This window comes from Sporosarcina cyprini, from assembly GCF_022048975.1.
In the GTDB taxonomy this organism is placed as follows: domain Bacteria; phylum Bacillota; class Bacilli; order Bacillales_A; family Planococcaceae; genus Sporosarcina; species Sporosarcina cyprini.
Map to the genome: position 1 here is coordinate 192885 of NZ_JAKMHX010000038.1, position 16505 is coordinate 209389.

Consider the following 16505-nt stretch of genomic DNA (forward strand, 5'->3'; position numbering starts at 1 on the left):
CACCCTCCTATGCACGCGGATGTGTATTCATATACGTTTTCCGCAAGTGCTCTTTCGTAATATGTGTATACACTTGAGTTGAAGATATATGGCTATGCCCAAGCAATTCTTGGACTGTTCTCATATCCGCCCCATTTGCCAGTAAATGTGTTGCAAACGAGTGGCGGATCATATGTGGGTGGATCTTCGTATGGAGGGAGGCACGCTTCATCAATTCATTCAATACATGCCGTACGCCCCGATCGGTCAACGGTTCGCCTCGCATATTGACAAAAAGAGCTTCATGCTGCCTGTTTTTCATCAGCAGCGGCCTGCCATCAGCGAGATACGTTTCCAAAGCCGATAAAGCAAAACTGCCAAAAGGTATGTACCGCTCTTTTCTTCCTTTCCCCATTACGAGAACAATCCCAAGCGACAGGTCGATATCCCTAATTTTTAAGGCGACCAATTCACTGACACGCATTCCAGTCGCATAGAGCAGCTCCAAAAGCGCCCGGTCGCGTAATGATTTTTTGTCATCCAGACCACAGGCAGCCAAAAGTTCCCCCATTTCCTCCTCATAAAAAAAAGCCGGAAGTCGCTCTTCCTTCTTCGGATGATGCAACAATCGGAATGCATTATCGTTTACCCCGTAACGAGCATTGGCAAACTTGTAGAACGAGCGCAGCGAGGAGATCTTTCTGGATATGGTCGTCCGTGAAAATCCGTTATCATACAGTTTCGTTACGTATAACCGCGCTACTGGATAAGTAACATCCGAAAGATTAAAAATCCCTTCCGCATCCATGAATGCAAAAAACTCGGTGACATCCCTTTCATACTCCGAAACAGTGAAAGATGAAAAGTTTTTCTCAAGTCGAATGTAGGAAATATACGCAGCAAAAGCTTCTTTGGTCACATCGGTCAAGCAATTCACCTCCAGAATGAATCACTCACATATACATTATAACAAAGTTTGAAAAGATTTGAATAGTTTTTAAATAGTAATTTGTGGTAATCTTTAGAATCCAACTTTTTACATGAATACTCGAAAATGTCGACTACTTACTCTATTCAAAAGTCATCCACGATTCACTATACAGCAATCGACACTCCCGCCGCAATCAATTCGTATTGAGTTAAAAGGGTTTATGTTACGTATTCACCGGATCGTCACAATTTATTCAAATTACGCAGGCTATCCTTTTCCTGTTCCTGGAATCTAAACTGTTTAATTTTCCACAATAGGAAAGAGCTGCCCCAGTAATCAGGGGCAGCCCGCTATCACAATGTAACGGATGTACGGAAACTTTCTAGCGCCTCCAGCGCCCTTCCGGCATGTTTCTCCGCTCTCTCCACTTTTGACTTGACACGTTCACCCAAATCAGGAAACAGTCCAAAATTGACATTCATCGGCTGGAAATTTCTCGGATCGGCTTCTGTAATATATCGTGCCATGCTTCCAAGTGCCGTCTCCTTAGGAAAAAGAATCGGTTCCTTGCCCAGCGCCAGCATGGCGGCATTAATTCCGGCAATTAACCCGGAACCGGCGGATTCCACATATCCTTCCACACCAGTCATCTGACCAGCGAAGAACAAATTCTCTTTTGATCTCAATTGATATGTCGATTTTAGCACCTTTGGAGAATTGATGAAAGTATTGCGATGCATGACACCGTAACGAACAATCTCCACGTTCTCCAAACCAGGAATCAATTGGATGACTTCTTTCTGTGCTCCCCATTTCATATGCGTCTGGAAGCCGACGATGTTGTACAGTGTACCTGCTGCATCATCCTGCCTTAGCTGGACGACCGCTCTTGGACGTTTCCCTGTTTTAGGATCTTCCAGGCCAACTGGTTTTAGCGGCCCAAACAACAATGTCTTTTCTCCACGTTGGGCGAGTACTTCCACCGGCATACACGCTTCAAAATACACTTCTTTCTCGAACTCTTTCAATGGAGCTACTTCAGCAGATACGAGTGCATCGTAAAACCTTTTAAATTCCTCATCGTCCATAGGACAATTTAAATAGGCCGCTTCTCCTTTATCATAACGGGATTTCAAATATACCTTTTCCATATCAATGGAATCCTTTTCAATGATCGGCGCAGCCGCATCGTAAAAGTATAAGTATTCTTCCCCGGTCAGCTCCTTGATCTTCTCTGCTAATGCAGGAGATGTCAGAGGCCCCGTCGCAATCACTGTGATCCCTTCCAGCAGTTGCGTGAGATCTGTCACTTCTTCGTTAATCACTTCAATCAGCGGGTGATTTTTAATTTGCCCGGTCACATTGCCTGCAAATTCATGACGGTCTACAGCAAGTGCCCCGCCAGCAGGTACTGCACATTGATCTGCGGACTCGATGATTAGGGAGCCCAGCCGTCTCATCTCTTCTTTGATAATCCCGACAGCGTTCGTTAAATTGTTGGCACGCAGTGAATTACTGCATACTAGTTCCGCAAACTTATCCGTATGATGTGCGGGTGTCTGTTTGACAGGACGCATCTCATACAATCGGACATTTACACCTCGGGACGCAATCTGCCATGCCGCTTCACTTCCTGCCAGGCCGGCTCCTATTACGTTTACGACTGGACGCATTTCCTCACTCTTTTCCTGCATCATTCTTGCACGTTTTCTTTATAATCACATTCCGTACATTGTATCTGAATGCCTTTTTTTAATCTTTTTTCAACTAATGTATTTTGACATTTCGGGCATGGACGTGCAATCGGTTTATCCCATGATACATATTCGCATTCAGGGTAACGGTCACAGCCATAGAAAATCCGTTTTGTTTTGCTCTTTCGTTCAACGACCTGGCCTTCTTTACAGGAAGGACATGTGACGCCGATCGGCTTAACGATCGCTTTCGTATTTCTGCAATCCGGGAAATTGGAACAAGCCATAAATTTCCCGAAGCGCCCCATCTTAAATACCATCGGAGAGCCGCACTTTTCGCAATCTTCCCCGGCAGGCTCGTCTTTAATTTCGATTTTCTCCATCTCTTCGTCAGCCACTTGGACGTGCTTTTCGAAATCCCGATAGAATTCATCGATGACTTGCTTCCACGGAACCTCGCCTTCTTCAACATCGTCCAGGCTCTTTTCCATTTCAGCAGTAAACTCAATATCGATAATATCCGGGAAGTACTGATTGACCGCCTGATGGACAATCTCACCTAACTCGGTAGGAACGAAGCGTTTGGCATCTAATGTGACGTAACCTCGCTTTTGAATTGTATCAAGAGTTGGCGCATATGTCGATGGCCTGCCTATTCCTAGTTCTTCCAGTGTCTTGACAAGCCTTGCCTCTGAATAGCGAGGAGGCGGTTGGGTAAAATGTTGTTTCGGCTCGATTTCGAGACTTTTCACCTTTTCACCCGTTTCCAACGGCGGGAGAATAGACTCTTTCTCTTCCTCCTGGTCTTCGTCGCTTTCGATGTACACTTTCATAAACCCCGGAAATTTCACTTCGGATCCAGTCGCTCGGAACTTCACATCTCCGTTTAGCAAGTCTGCAGTGACTGTATCCAAAATAGCAGGAGACATTTGGCTGGCAACAAACCGTTCCCAAATTAATTTATACAGACGAAGTTGATCTCTAGAAAGGTATTCCTTCATTGATTGAGGCGTTCTCATGACAGAAGTCGGACGTACCGCCTCATGGGCATCCTGAGTATTGGCTGATTCCTTGCCTTTCGGCTTCCCAGGCACCGAGACAAACTCCTTGCCGTACATCGTCTCAACAAATGAAACTGCCTCAGATCTTGCTGTATCGGAAATACGGGTAGAGTCTGTACGCATATAACTGATCAGACCGACACTGCCTTCCTTGCCGACATTAATCCCTTCATACAGCTGCTGGGCAAGCATCATTGTTTTCCGTGCACGGAAGTTCAATTTCCGTGCGGCCTCTTGCTGCAATGAAGATGTAGTAAATGGCGGCGAAGGATTTCTTTTCCGTTCCTTTTTGATAACGTTTACAACTTCAAACATGTCCCCGTTCAAAGTCTTCAGCGCCTCGTCGACTTGTTCCTTTGTCGATAGTTTAACTTTTCCTTCCGTGTTGCCATAGTACGCAGCCTCGAATGAACTGCCGTCTTTTTGGAATTTACCTCCGATGGACCAGTACTCTTCAGGCTGGAAAGCTTTTATTTCTTTCTCCCGGTCAACAATCAGACGGAGAGCTACAGATTGAACCCTACCTGCTGATAGGCCCTTTTTAACTTTTTTCCAAAGGATCGGGCTGATGTTATAACCGACCAGACGATCCAATACACGCCTTGCCTGCTGTGCATCCACCCGATTCATATCTATTGGACGTGGATGTTTAAAAGATTCCTTAATGGCATCTTTCGTTATTTCATTGAATACAACGCGGCAATCCGAATCAATATCGATGCCGAGCTGATGAGCCAAATGCCAAGCAATTGCTTCCCCTTCGCGATCCGGGTCAGCCGCGAGAAAGACTTTCTTAGCTTTTTTCGCATCTTTTTTTAACTCTTGCAGAATAGGCCCTTTTCCGCGTACCGTAATATATTTCGGTTCGTAATTATTTTCGGTGTCTACACCCATTTGGCTGCGCGGCAGATCACGCAAATGACCGATCGATGCCCGCACCTTATATTTTTTCCCCAAATAGCGTTCAATGGTTTTCGCTTTTGCCGGGGATTCCACTATTACTAAATAATCCGCCATAACTTTGCTCCTCCTCAAGAGGTACCCTTTTAATCAAAAAAGTATATTATTTGTTATCTTCTAACCAGCATACCTTTTTCTGCTGGCAACTTAAAAGAATATCTGTTGCAAAATGTATAACAGATTTGAATTAAAATCAACCTTTTCAATATCAAGACCTCCAAAAAGCTCCTTCTCAGAAGGCAGTTTCGATGATTTGAAAGCCGTTCCAGACAGGGTTTGCTCCTTCTTCGATTAATTTATTCGGACCGATCGATAAAGGAGAGGTTATAGGCCCTGGAACCGCGTATACGACCTTTCCGTGATCGAGGGCATGTTCTACCGTACTCATCGTGCCGCTCCTCTCCGCGGACTCTGTGACGACCACAGCATCCGCTAATCCGCTAATGATTCGATTTCTCATAGGAAAGGTCCATCTGGCAGGCTGCACGTATGGAGGGTATTCCGTAACAAGCAGATGATCTTTTGCAATTCTGGAAGCAAGCATTGCATTTTCTTTAGGATATACATGAAAATGGCCGCTGCCTAGCACGGCAATTGTTTGACCGCCATACTCAATTGCTGCTTCATGGGCAAGTGCATCAGCACCTTTTGCCAGTCCTGAGACGATAACTATGCCGTGTTTTACCAGCGGAGGAACAATCATAGAGAGGGCCGTTCTGGAATATTCCGAAGCCTTTCTCGAGCCGATGATCGATATTTTTGCAGGGGCACTGAACAATGTAGTGTCCCCTTTTGCATAGAGGACTGCCGGGGGATCAATAAGCCGCTTTAAATCGTTCGGGTAGTGGGAATGTGTGATAGGAATGGGGGTAATGCCTTCTTGGCGATATAGGCGATCTAAAGGGGTTTGGTCAAGTTCTCGTAGCCGATCGCTCAATCGCTCGGCTTTGCTGATAGGTAGTCGCAACAATCGCGATAGCAGTTCAGGCTTCATCGCAGCCAGCCTTTCCAGTTCGGGGTCTATCTCGAATAGTGGCTGGATCCGATTCCAAGGAACAGGATAAATATAATGCAGGCGGAGCAGCTGGCGCTCCAATGGACTGTACAATTGGTCAACCTCCTTAGAAATAATAGCAAAATGCAGTATGCCATTACAGCATACTGCATTCGTCATTAATGAGTTTTACACTTGTCGTAGATGCCTTTTTCCTTAATGACTTTAATTAAAGTTTCGCCGATTACAGATGGTGTATCCGCTACTTCAATACCTGCTTCTTTCATCGCTTTGATTTTTTCAGCAGCAGTTCCTTTACCGCCGGAAATGATAGCGCCAGCATGACCCATACGCTTTCCTGGAGGTGCAGTTTGTCCACCGATGAAGCCTACAACAGGCTTCGTCATGTTGGCTTTAACCCACTCTGCCGCTTCTTCTTCAGCAGTACCGCCGATTTCCCCAATCATTACAACAGCGTATGTTTCAGGGTCTTCGTTGAATGCTTTTAGAACATCGATGAAGTTCGTGCCGTTAACAGGGTCTCCACCGATACCAACAGCTGTCGTCTGGCCGATTCCAGCTTGGCTCAATTGGTGAGTCGCTTCGTACGTAAGCGTACCAGAGCGGGATACAACACCAACATGGCCTTTCGTATGGATATAGCCAGGCATGATGCCGATTTTACACTCGTCAGCCGTGATGACGCCTGGGCAGTTCGGGCCGACAAGACGTGTTTTCTTGCCTTCCATGTACCGCTTTACTTTTACCATATCAAGAACAGGAATATGTTCAGTGATACAAATTGTCATATCCAATTCTGCATCCACTGCTTCCAAAATCGCATCAGCTGCGAATGGAGCTGGTACATAAATAACAGAAACGTTAGCCCCTGTAGCTTTTACAGCTTCTTCAACTGTATTGAAGACAGGTACGCCTTCCACTTCTGTGCCGCCTTTACCCGGTGTAACACCGCCGACGATTTTTGTACCATACTCAAGCATTTGTTTTGTATGGAAAAGTGCTGTAGATCCTGTAATACCTTGTACAATCACTTTAGTATCTTTATTAATATAAATAGCCATTGTTTGTCCCTGCCTTTCTTAGCCTACGAGTTCAACAATCTTTTGTGCACCATCAGCCATTGTATCGGCAGCGATGATGTTAAGTCCTGATTCGTTCAATAGAGCTTTACCTTTGTCGACATTTGTCCCTTCAAGTCGAACAACAAGAGGTACTTCAAGGCCGACTTCCTTAGCAGCTGCGATGACACCTTCAGCAATTACGTCACACTTCATGATACCGCCGAAGATATTGACGAAAATTCCTTTAACGTGCTCATCAGAAAGGATGATTTTGAACGCTTCTGTAACTTTTTCAGCTGTCGCGCCGCCCCCAACGTCAAGGAAGTTTGCGGGTGAACCGCCGTAATAGTTGATTGTATCCATCGTAGCCATCGCAAGTCCTGCACCATTGACCATGCAGCCGATATTGCCATCTAGGGAAATATAGCTTAGGTCATATTTGGAAGCTTCAATTTCTTTCGCATCTTCTTCATCGAAGTCGCGAAGTTCTACGATATCCTTATGACGGTACAAGGCATTGTCGTCAAAGTTGAACTTTGCATCCAAAGCGAGTACATTGTCATCGCCAGTTACGACGAGTGGGTTAATTTCAACGATGGAAGCGTCCTTCTCAACGAATACTTGATAAAGGCCCGTCATGAATTTTGCCGCTTTATTCACAAGATGGGATGGGATGTTCATGTTGAATGCCATGCGTCTTGCTTGGAAACCAGTAAGGCCGACAACCGGATCAATTACTTCTTTGAAAATCTTTTCCGGTGTGTTTTCAGCCACTTCCTCGATGTCCATACCACCTTCTTCTGATCCCATTAATGTAACGCGATCAGTGGCACGGTCAACGACTAGGCCGATGTAGTATTCTTTTTTGATGTCAGAGCCTTCTTCAATTAGAAGTCTCTTAATTTCCTTGCCTTCTGGACCTGTCTGGTGAGTGACAAGTGTTTTCCCAAGTAATTCTTTTGCATATTCACGCACTTCATCAAGATTCTTAGCAATCTTGACTCCGCCCGCTTTACCACGGCCGCCTGCATGGATTTGTGCCTTTACTACGACAACATCCGTACCGAGTTCCTTAGCCGCTTTTACAGCTTCATCGGGAGAGAATGCTACCCGACCGTTTGAAACAGCGACGCCATAGTCTCTTAGCAGCTGTTTTCCTTGATATTCATGGATATTCATCTTACATCCTCCAATCGAACTTGTAACTATTATTTACTGCCCTATCTATTGTAGTAAACCTGTCATATAATGTCCACAATTGTCTTTCGCAGATTTAATGATTTTCGACAGATTTCACACTGTTTTTTCCATATTCCCTATCCAATTGGTAAATGTATGCAAACACTTCGGCCACTGCCTGGTATAATGGCTCCGGAATTGTTTCATTTACATCTAGATTTCCAAGAAGTTCAATTAACGTAGGATCCTGCTGAACGGGTACGCCATGCTCCATCGCTTTTTCCAAAATATTATCTGCAATCTTGCCTTTCCCCTTCGCAACCACTTTGGGAGCCTCTAAAGAACCCGGATCATAGGATAAGGCGACCGCTTCATGCCGCTTATGTTTGTTTTCCTTCATATCCTGAAATCAATCCCGTTCTCCCTGCTCTGCTCGGCAGGTTTTTGTCTCATCTCTTCGGCAAAGGGTTTGAAAAACACACCAGACAGATGATAATCCGCATTTTCCAACCCTTCTCTCAATCTGTTTGTAAATAAATCACCAACCGGTTTCAGCTCTGCTTTTTCATTAAAAATCGTTACAGTCACAATCCGGCTTTGCACCTGCATGTCCACAATCGTTTTGTCAAGCGCTTCAAGATCCAAGTAAAATAATATTCTTGCATAATCCGGATCGATTTGATCGTTTTCTTTCATTCTCCCGTTCCATTGCAGCGTAGCGTCGATTTTTCTACCGAAAAATGAAATGGGCACTTGCATGATCAATTGGTAGTTCAAGGATGTTTCGCCGGATAGCAGGGAAGGTCCATTGAACCTGGCAATGACCGCTTCCGCCAAGTCCCGCACAGCGGGAGATGCAGCAGGGTCATGGATGAGCGAGAGCAATTGCGGTTTTAATGAGCGCGCCAGCTGGGCTGCTGCATCGGAGTCCTTATTGGCAAGACCAGCTTCATACTGCAAGCCAAAAGACTTTGCGATCGTTTGCATCGCATCTTTTATTAAATGACCATTGAGATTCTCTGCCAACTTCTCATTCGCTTCACTCGCCAGCCCTTGAACAGCCGGATTACTGGACTCGGCTGCCATTTGAAAGAGATTGCGCAGCTCCTGCCCAGTCTTATTGCCTGCCAGCAGGGAGGTCATCGGATCTGTCTCTTGCATAAGCGGCTGCGCCGTATGGTGCGCTACGACGGCACGGACAACCATTTCGGTCAGTCGTTGTAGTGGCTCTGCAAGGGAACCTGCCTGGGTTGATTGCAATCGTTCCGTTGCCATATTAATAGAAGCCTTTTGTTCGTTTGAGAGCCAGGTCGCCAACTTCAGTTCATTTTTCAATAAAGTAACTGCGGCAGGATCCTTTCCGGATGAATGTAATACATTTTGTAACAGGGCCACGATTCGGTCCGTGCTGCCAGGCGGCATTGTCTGTTGCGTCATACGTTCTACGCTGCCTGTTTCCAAAGCGCTTATTCCAGAGAGGTTTTGGGGGACAGTGGCTGGCGCTGATTCCACACGGCCGGCTACTATGTCATGGAGAATGCTTGGAAAGTTAGCTAGCGATGCCCTTGCAGGCAAGAGATCCGCTTTTTTCAGCCATTGTAACACTTGGAACCTTTCCTCATTCGGTACTGTTTTATCTATCAACTTCAGGATTGCTTCATTTAGAATCAATTTTGCTGCAGCTTCATGGCCGCCTTTCGTTACGGCTGCCAAGGAGTCCATTAGGGTATTTTTTGTAGCGGGAGGGATGGAAGAATCTTCACTCAACACTACTTGCAATGCTTGAAGCAACGGGTGCAGCGGTTCTTTCCCCACTACACCGAGAATAGCGCTGAAATTGGTTTCCGTTAGGGGCAACTTCAATTCCATTAGTTTTCCAATAGCAGCAAGGGCGGCTGTCTGTTGCTTGCCGGCAATGGTTCCCAGCAATTTTTCAGCCTGAATTAACTGCTCCTTCGAAACGGGAATCTTATTTTTCAACATGAAAGCAAGAAGACTTTGCATCTCCTTTGTTTTTGGAAGGTCCAAAGATTCCAGTAAACTCGCAATTTGTTTTCCTTGGCTTTCACTCGATTGCATGGGACCCGAAACGATTTTCAATTGCAACTCGGGTTCGACCGATTCCACTTGAAAATAATAGGCGTCGCCCGCTTTCATCGGAACTTCCAATCGCGCAAGCATTCGATTGTTTCCGATTTGAATTTCAGCCATTTGGCCGGGGAATAATTGTTTGACACTTCCGTGGAACATTTGGCCTTCCCGCAGGACAATCGGCTTACTATTATTTTGTGCGAAGGATCCTCCTGTGACTTGATTGATCATCGGATGGCTCATCAGCAAACAAGCCCCTTTCCATTACTGTTTTTACCGGTTCAAACGTTTTTCTGTGAATTTCACATGGGCCATAGGCATATAAGGCTTCCACATGCTCTTCCGTTCCGTAGCCTGCATTTTGCTTAAAATTGTACATCGGATATTTTTCATGGAACTGCTCCATCAAGTCGTCCCTTGTTGTTTTCGCGAGGATTGAAGCAGCTGCGATCGCCAAGCTTTTGGCATCCCCTTTTATGACAGAGACAGCCTCACAGCCGGTATGCAGGGGCATTGCGTCAGCAAGGACGACATCCGGACGGACATGCAGCTCCGCGATTGCAGTCTCCATTGATGCTTTTGTTGCAGAATAAATATTCAGTTCATCAATGCGCTTTGCAGTTTGTATATGTATTGAATAACTGATGGCGATTTGTTTAATTAATTCCGCCAGACGGATACGCTCGTGTTTCGGAATTTTTTTTGAATCGTCCAGTCCTATAAGTACTTCCGTTTCTTTTGGTAAGATAACTGCCGCACAAACGACCGGTCCTGCAAGAGGCCCTCTTCCGGCTTCATCAATTCCCGCCAGCATTGCACCATCGAACCGTTTATACGATTCGTCAAATTGTACTTTTTCCATGTATGCCGCTTCTTTAATCAATCGTTTTTCATACCGGCGCTGCCAGCGTTTCAGTTCATTTTTCACTCCAGCCCGAGAATCTTTTGCTAATTCAACCATCCACGACTCAGGCACTTCCGTATTTTGCAGCCGCTCGGCAATTTCCTTTATTGTTTTCATCCGTACACCTTCTGACACTAGTATTGTTCCTTAGCCTATTATATCGACAAAATAACGTAAGAATCGATACCCATTCTAAGAAAAGGCCCATTTATCCATCCCGCAGCCTATGACAAATCAAAAAAGCTGATGCAATTAATCCATCATTGCATCAGCTTGCTCTTCCATCTCGCTCACAAAATCGAATGTCAGCTTCCCTAGGAGCTCATTTCGAATATCTTGTACAATTAACTCGGCCACTTTTTCATAATCAATTTCTCCGCCAGCCGCATACACTTTCCGGTTTTCACCGACTTTATCGAATACAGCAGCGATATCTTCGCCAACCGTACTAATATGATAGCGTTCGGAAAGCCGTTCAGGATAGTGTTGTTCCAGAAACCGCAGGCCATAGACAGCCAGGTTTTCCATATTGACAATCGTATCCTTGATGGCACCTGTCAGCGCCAGCTTGTAGCCGACCGATTGATCCTCGAATTTAGGCCAAAGGATTCCTGGAGTATCGAGGAGTTCCAGTTCCTTTCCGAACTTGATCCATTGCTGTGCTTTTGTCACGCCGGGTTTATTTCCGGTTTTGGCAATATTCTTCTTGGCCAGCCGGTTGATCAGCGTTGATTTTCCTACATTCGGAATCCCGACGATCATTGCCCGTATTGCTCCCGGCCGGATTCCTCTCCGTTTCATCCGCTCAATCTTAGGTGCCAGGATTTCTTTTGCAGCTTTCGTAACGGCTTGCAGCCCTTTTCCTTCAAACGAGTTGATGGCGACCGCATGGATCTCTTTACTTTCAAAATACCGGATCCATTTGGCTGTTTCCCTGTCATCAGCCAAATCCATTTTATTCAATATGAGCAGCCGCGGCTTTTGCCCGAGCACTTCATCAATCATCGGATTTCGGGAGGACAGCGGCAATCTCGCGTCTATTAATTCAAAAACAATATCGACCAGCTTCAGCTGCTCGGTAACTTCCCTTCTGGCTTTCGCCATATGACCCGGAAACCATTGAATGGTCATTTATCATCAAACCCTTTCCATCATTTCACCATGCCGAAGTCTTCGATGGGCCAGAAGATAAATTTTGTACTGCCAATGATTTCATCAATTGGCACAGCGCCAATATGTCTGGAGTCTTTACTTTTTCTTCGGTTATCACCCATTACGAAAACATATCCCTCCGGAACGGTTTTCCTGTCAATCTTCTCTTCCAGTGTAAAGTCTTCTGTCAACGGACCATCTGTGACCGTCTCTTTGTATTGATCCAAATACGGCTCGTCATAGGCTTTCCCGTTCACATACAAGACATCATCCTTGTATTCCACTGTATCTCCCGGCAAGCCGATGACCCGCTTGATATAATCCTTTTGTTCGGGTGCATGAAAGACGACGATATCGAAACGGTTCGGCGTCCCGATGGTATAGCCGATTTTATTGACGATCATCCGATCCCCGTCCTCCAATGTCGGCATCATAGAAATGCCGTCCACTACGATAGGCGTAAATAAGAAAATACGTATGATGGCAGCAAGCCCGAAAGCAATCAGTAAGGCTTTTATCCATTCCAGTGTTTCATTTTTCGTCTTTTTCTCTTTCATTGTCTGAACCTCCTGAGTACTTCCTATAGTTATTGTACCTTTTATCCGTACTCCAGGCAAAAAGAAAGAAGGCCATATTGCAGGCCTTCTCTGATGTTCGTATGATTAGCGAATTTCTTTGATACGTGCAGCTTTTCCGCGTAGGTTGCGAAGGTAGTACAATTTCGCACGGCGTACTTTACCACGGCGTGTCACTTCGATTTTTGCAATCTTTGGCGTGTGTACAGGGAATGTACGTTCAACACCAACACCACCCGAGATTTTACGGACAGTGAAAGTTTCGCTGATTCCGCCTCCACGACGTTTGATTACAACACCTTCGAAGATTTGGATACGTTCGCGAGTACCCTCGATGATTTTCACGTGCAAGCGGACAGTGTCCCCAGGACGGAAACTTGGAAGATCAGAACGAAGTTGATCTTTTGTTACTTCTGCAATAATGTTTTGCATGTTTTTCTCTCCTTATTCACAGATGCTCTTGCAACATTTCCTGTGCAGCGGAACACCAGTCAGTACGGCTTCACATAGAAGCACATAGTAGATAGTACCATAGAATGTGCTATGGTGCAAGGCATCTCATTCAATTTTCTTGCCGTTTCAGCTGTTCCAAAACCTTTTGCTGATGAGCCGTTAACGGGGCGGTTTCCAGCAGGTCTTTTCTACGTTCATATGTCCGTTTGAGCGACTGTTCTTCGCGCCATTTTTCAATTTCCGCATGATTCCCGGACAACAGCACCTCTGGCACTTTCATCCCTTCAAAATCCGCTGGGCGTGTATACTGAGGGTGCTCAAGCAAGCCGGTAGAGAAGGAGTCGAGTACAGGGGAATCGGAATTCCCAAGCACATTTGGAAGCAGCCTGACGACGCTGTCGATCATCGCCATGGCGGCAAGCTCGCCGCCTGTTAAAATGAAATCTCCAATCGACAGCTCATCCGTGACGAGATGTTCGCGGATTCTTTCGTCGTACCCTTCATAATGGCCGCAAAGGAAAATGAGCTGCTCTTCCGAAGCCAGTTCTTCGGCCTTTTTCTGGGTGAACGTTTCGCCTTGCGGGCACATTAGAATGATGCGTGGACGTTTCTCCGATTTTGCAGTTAACTCCTTAACCGCCGCAAAGAGAGGTTCTGGTTTTAATACCATTCCCGCCCCTCCGCCGTATGGATAATCGTCAACCTTTTTATGCTTATTCGGAGAATATTCCCGGAAATCGACGACTCCGAACGAGACAGCTCCGTTCTCCTGCGCCTTTTTCATGATAGAAGATTGAAGAACCCCCTCAAACATCTCAGGAAATAACGATAACACATCGATTTTCATCATGAGAGAAGGCCTTCCATTGGCTCGATAATTATTTTCTTCTCTTCGATATCCACTTCTTTTACGACGTCCTCGATATACGGAATATAATGTGGTTTTCCTTTTTCAGGGGTCACTGTCCAAACATCATTAGAACCCGTTTCCAATATTTCGGTCACTTTCCCGAGCTCTTCTCCTGAATCCGTAAAGACCGTACAGCCAATGATTTCGTGGTAATAAAATTCGCCTTCTTCCAAATCGCCCAGCTGCTCTTCAGATACTTTTAGGATACCATCTCTATATTTCTCTACATCATTAATATTCATATGGCCTTCAAACGTAAGAAGGTCAAAATTCTTATGGCGGCGGTGTGTCGCCACTGTTAACGTTAAAGGCTTCTTTTCATTCGGAAGAAATAAAGCCAGCTTACTTCCGACCGCATACCGTTCCTCCGGAAAGTCCGTCCGTGAGATAACCCGGACTTCACCGCGAATCCCATGCGTATTCACTATTTTCCCGACATTAAACCATTGCATGCTGCTCACCTTCCTTTAAGTCCCATAATAAGGAGCCGATCCTCCAATGCTTTGATTGGACAGAATCAGTGTAGACGAAAAAAGGAAGAAACATAAGTTCCTTCCTTTAGTCGACTATGTCTAGGTAAACTTTCTTACCGTGGTGACTTCCTGCTGCTGAATAAACAATAGTACGTATTGCTTTCGCCACACGTCCCTGCTTCCCGATCACCTTTCCCATATCTTCGGGATTCACGGAAAGTTTGTACGTAATCCGATGTGACTGTTCATCGACATCGATTTGGACATCTCCCGGATGATCGACTAACGGTTTAACAATTGTTTCAATCAGCTGCTTCATGTCCACCCCTCCTGATTATTTACCGTATTTTGCGTTGTGGAATTTCTCCATGATGCCTTGTTCAGAGAACAGATTACGAACTGTATCTGATGGTTTCGCACCATTTTGAAGCCATTTAAGCGCTAGTTCTTCATCGATTTTCACTTCAGCCGGCTTCGTTAGTGGATTGTATGTTCCCACTGTTTCGATTTGACGACCATCACGTGGTGAACGTGAATCTGCTACTACAATACGATAGAAAGGAGTTTTCTTTGCTCCCATACGTTTAAGACGAATTTTTACTGACATTTTTACTTGCACCTCCGAATAGTTTCACACAAGATAGTATATTATCAAGCTTTCTCATGTTTGTAAAGTGTTTTTTCTTAACACCCTGCTGATTGTTCTATTATCACTTGAAAAACGAATCAAAACCAGGCATTTTCATCTTCTTTTTGCCTTTTTGCTGCATATTGGTCATCTGTTTGACCATCTTTTTCATTTCTTCAAATTGCTTTAACAGACGGTTTACTTCCTGAATGGATGTCCCGGATCCTTTGGCAATCCGTTTGCGCCGGCTGGCATTAATCATTTCAGGCGTCGTTCTTTCTTCCTTGGTCATGGAATAAATGACCGCTTCGACTCGGCCCATTTGACTTTCGTCGACCTGGGCGTTTTCGATGCCTTTGATTTTATTAAACCCAGGCATCATCTTCAACAATTCATCAAGAGGTCCCATTTTCCGAACTTGCTGAAGCTGATCCAGAAAATCATCCAGCGTAAACGTCTGCGTTCTGAATTTCTGCTCCAGCTCTTTTGCTTTCTCTTCATCGACATTCGCCTGCGCCTTTTCGATCAGAGACATGACATCGCCCATACCTAGTATGCGGGAAGCCATGCGTTCCGGGTGAAATGGCTCAAGGGCATCCATTTTCTCGCCCATCCCGACGAACTTAATCGGTTTTTGCGTAACCGAGCGAATGGAAAGCGCTGCTCCACCACGGGTATCCCCATCAAGTTTCGTCAGCACGACACCCGTTATGCCGATTGCTTCATCAAATGATTTCGCAACGTTGACAGCATCTTGCCCTGTCATCGCATCGACAACGAGGAAAACTTCGTCTGGTTTGCTTAATTCCCGGATGTCTTTTAATTCTTGCATCAATGCTTCATCGACATGCAGGCGTCCGGCTGTATCGATAATAACGACGTCATGATGATTCTCTTCTGCATCCTTCAATGCCTGACGAGTAATTTCCACAGGAGAAACCTCGGTGCCCATTGAGAAGACTGGGATTGTCAGTTGCTTCCCTAATGTCTCCAATTGCTGAATAGCGGCAGGCCGATAAATATCCGCAGCGACGAGAAGCGGCTTTTTATTATGCCGTTTACGCAAAACAGTCGCAAGTTTACCGGTCGTTGTCGTTTTACCTGCCCCTTGCAATCCGACCATCATAATAACAGTCGGTGGTTTGCGGGAGAATTGGATAGGGTTCTGCTCTCCGCCCATCAGGTTTGTCAATTCATCTTTTACTATTTTCACAACTTGCTGGCCAGGTGTCAGGCTTTTCATGACATCTTGCCCGACGGCCCGCTCGCTTACCGTCTTGATAAATTCTTTAACTACCTTTAAGTTGACGTCTGCCTCAATGAGCGCAAAGCGCACTTCACGCATCATCTCTTTGACGTCAGCCTCGCTGATCTTGCCTTTACCTGTAATCTTTTGAAGCGTCCCTTGCAGGCGCTGGGCTAAACCTTCAAATGCCATG

At 45.5% G+C, this 16505-nt stretch carries 17 protein-coding genes; all 17 read right to left on the reverse strand.

Going from position 1 to position 16505, the window contains the following annotated elements; genetic code table 11:
• Window positions 1-7: 7 nt before the first annotated feature.
• The 17 genes from xerC to ffh all read right to left on the reverse strand — a co-directional run bounded on the left by xerC (window position 8) and on the right by ffh (window position 16504).
• On the reverse strand, window positions 8-898 hold the full coding sequence (gene xerC, locus L7D49_RS19515; protein ID WP_418895912.1) for a tyrosine recombinase XerC: 891 nt from the start codon (window positions 896-898) through the stop codon (window positions 8-10).
• Between the two features lie 365 nt (window positions 899-1263).
• The gene (gene trmFO, locus L7D49_RS19520; RefSeq protein WP_238084096.1) at window positions 1264-2583 is read right to left on the reverse strand and encodes an FADH(2)-oxidizing methylenetetrahydrofolate--tRNA-(uracil(54)-C(5))-methyltransferase TrmFO; all 1320 of its coding nucleotides are present in this window, start codon (window positions 2581-2583) and stop codon (window positions 1264-1266) included.
• 20 nt (window positions 2584-2603) lie between these two features.
• Window positions 2604-4682: a type I DNA topoisomerase gene (gene topA / locus L7D49_RS19525; RefSeq protein WP_238084098.1), complete on the reverse strand. Its 2079-nt coding sequence runs from the start codon at window positions 4680-4682 to the stop codon at window positions 2604-2606.
• Window positions 4683-4857: 175 nt separating this feature from the next.
• The gene (gene dprA, locus L7D49_RS19530) at window positions 4858-5733 is read right to left on the reverse strand and encodes a DNA-processing protein DprA (protein WP_238084100.1); all 876 of its coding nucleotides are present in this window, start codon (window positions 5731-5733) and stop codon (window positions 4858-4860) included.
• A 65-nt stretch (window positions 5734-5798) separates the two neighbouring features.
• Window positions 5799-6701 carry a succinate--CoA ligase subunit alpha gene (sucD, locus tag L7D49_RS19535; protein WP_238084102.1) on the reverse strand — a complete coding sequence of 301 codons (903 nt, stop codon included), beginning with the start codon at window positions 6699-6701 and terminating at the stop codon, window positions 5799-5801.
• Between the two features lie 18 nt (window positions 6702-6719).
• Window positions 6720-7880, reverse strand: a complete 1161-nt coding sequence (gene sucC, locus L7D49_RS19540) for an ADP-forming succinate--CoA ligase subunit beta (protein ID WP_238084104.1) — start codon at window positions 7878-7880, stop codon at window positions 6720-6722.
• Window positions 7881-7974: 94 nt separating this feature from the next.
• A complete protein-coding gene (locus tag L7D49_RS19545; protein ID WP_238084106.1) occupies window positions 7975-8280 on the reverse strand; it encodes an EscU/YscU/HrcU family type III secretion system export apparatus switch protein in 306 nt (101 codons plus the stop codon).
• Window positions 8277-10214 (reverse strand): hypothetical protein, encoded by a 1938-nt coding sequence (locus L7D49_RS19550; protein ID WP_238084108.1) that lies wholly within the window; start codon window positions 10212-10214, stop codon window positions 8277-8279. The genes L7D49_RS19545 and L7D49_RS19550 overlap by 4 nt, the downstream gene beginning before the upstream one ends.
• Window positions 10162-10992: a ribonuclease HII gene (locus L7D49_RS19555; protein ID WP_238084110.1), complete on the reverse strand. Its 831-nt coding sequence runs from the start codon at window positions 10990-10992 to the stop codon at window positions 10162-10164. Before L7D49_RS19555 ends, L7D49_RS19550 begins: the two co-directional genes overlap by 53 nt.
• A 135-nt stretch (window positions 10993-11127) precedes the next feature.
• A complete protein-coding gene (gene ylqF / locus L7D49_RS19560; RefSeq protein ID WP_238084112.1) occupies window positions 11128-12006 on the reverse strand; it encodes a ribosome biogenesis GTPase YlqF in 879 nt (292 codons plus the stop codon).
• 20 nt (window positions 12007-12026) lie between these two features.
• Window positions 12027-12584, reverse strand: coding sequence for a signal peptidase I (gene lepB / locus L7D49_RS19565; RefSeq protein ID WP_238084114.1), 558 nt, complete (start codon window positions 12582-12584; stop codon window positions 12027-12029).
• 105 nt (window positions 12585-12689) lie between these two features.
• Window positions 12690-13034 (reverse strand): 50S ribosomal protein L19, encoded by a 345-nt coding sequence (gene rplS / locus L7D49_RS19570; RefSeq protein ID WP_184206775.1) that lies wholly within the window; start codon window positions 13032-13034, stop codon window positions 12690-12692.
• 130 nt (window positions 13035-13164) lie between these two features.
• Entirely contained in the window at window positions 13165-13902 is a 738-nt protein-coding gene (trmD, locus tag L7D49_RS19575; RefSeq protein WP_238084359.1) for a tRNA (guanosine(37)-N1)-methyltransferase TrmD, read from the reverse strand.
• A complete protein-coding gene (gene rimM / locus L7D49_RS19580; protein WP_238084116.1) occupies window positions 13902-14417 on the reverse strand; it encodes a ribosome maturation factor RimM in 516 nt (171 codons plus the stop codon). Before rimM ends, trmD begins: the two co-directional genes overlap by 1 nt.
• A 106-nt stretch (window positions 14418-14523) precedes the next feature.
• A complete protein-coding gene (locus L7D49_RS19585) occupies window positions 14524-14757 on the reverse strand; it encodes a KH domain-containing protein (RefSeq protein ID WP_238084118.1) in 234 nt (77 codons plus the stop codon).
• Between the two features lie 15 nt (window positions 14758-14772).
• Complete coding sequence (gene rpsP, locus L7D49_RS19590) at window positions 14773-15045, reverse strand: 30S ribosomal protein S16 (protein ID WP_060209070.1); 273 nt, start codon at window positions 15043-15045, stop codon at window positions 14773-14775.
• Window positions 15046-15148: 103 nt separating this feature from the next.
• Window positions 15149-16504, reverse strand: coding sequence for a signal recognition particle protein (gene ffh / locus L7D49_RS19595; RefSeq protein ID WP_238084120.1), 1356 nt, complete (start codon window positions 16502-16504; stop codon window positions 15149-15151).
• Window position 16505 lies beyond the last annotated feature (1 nt).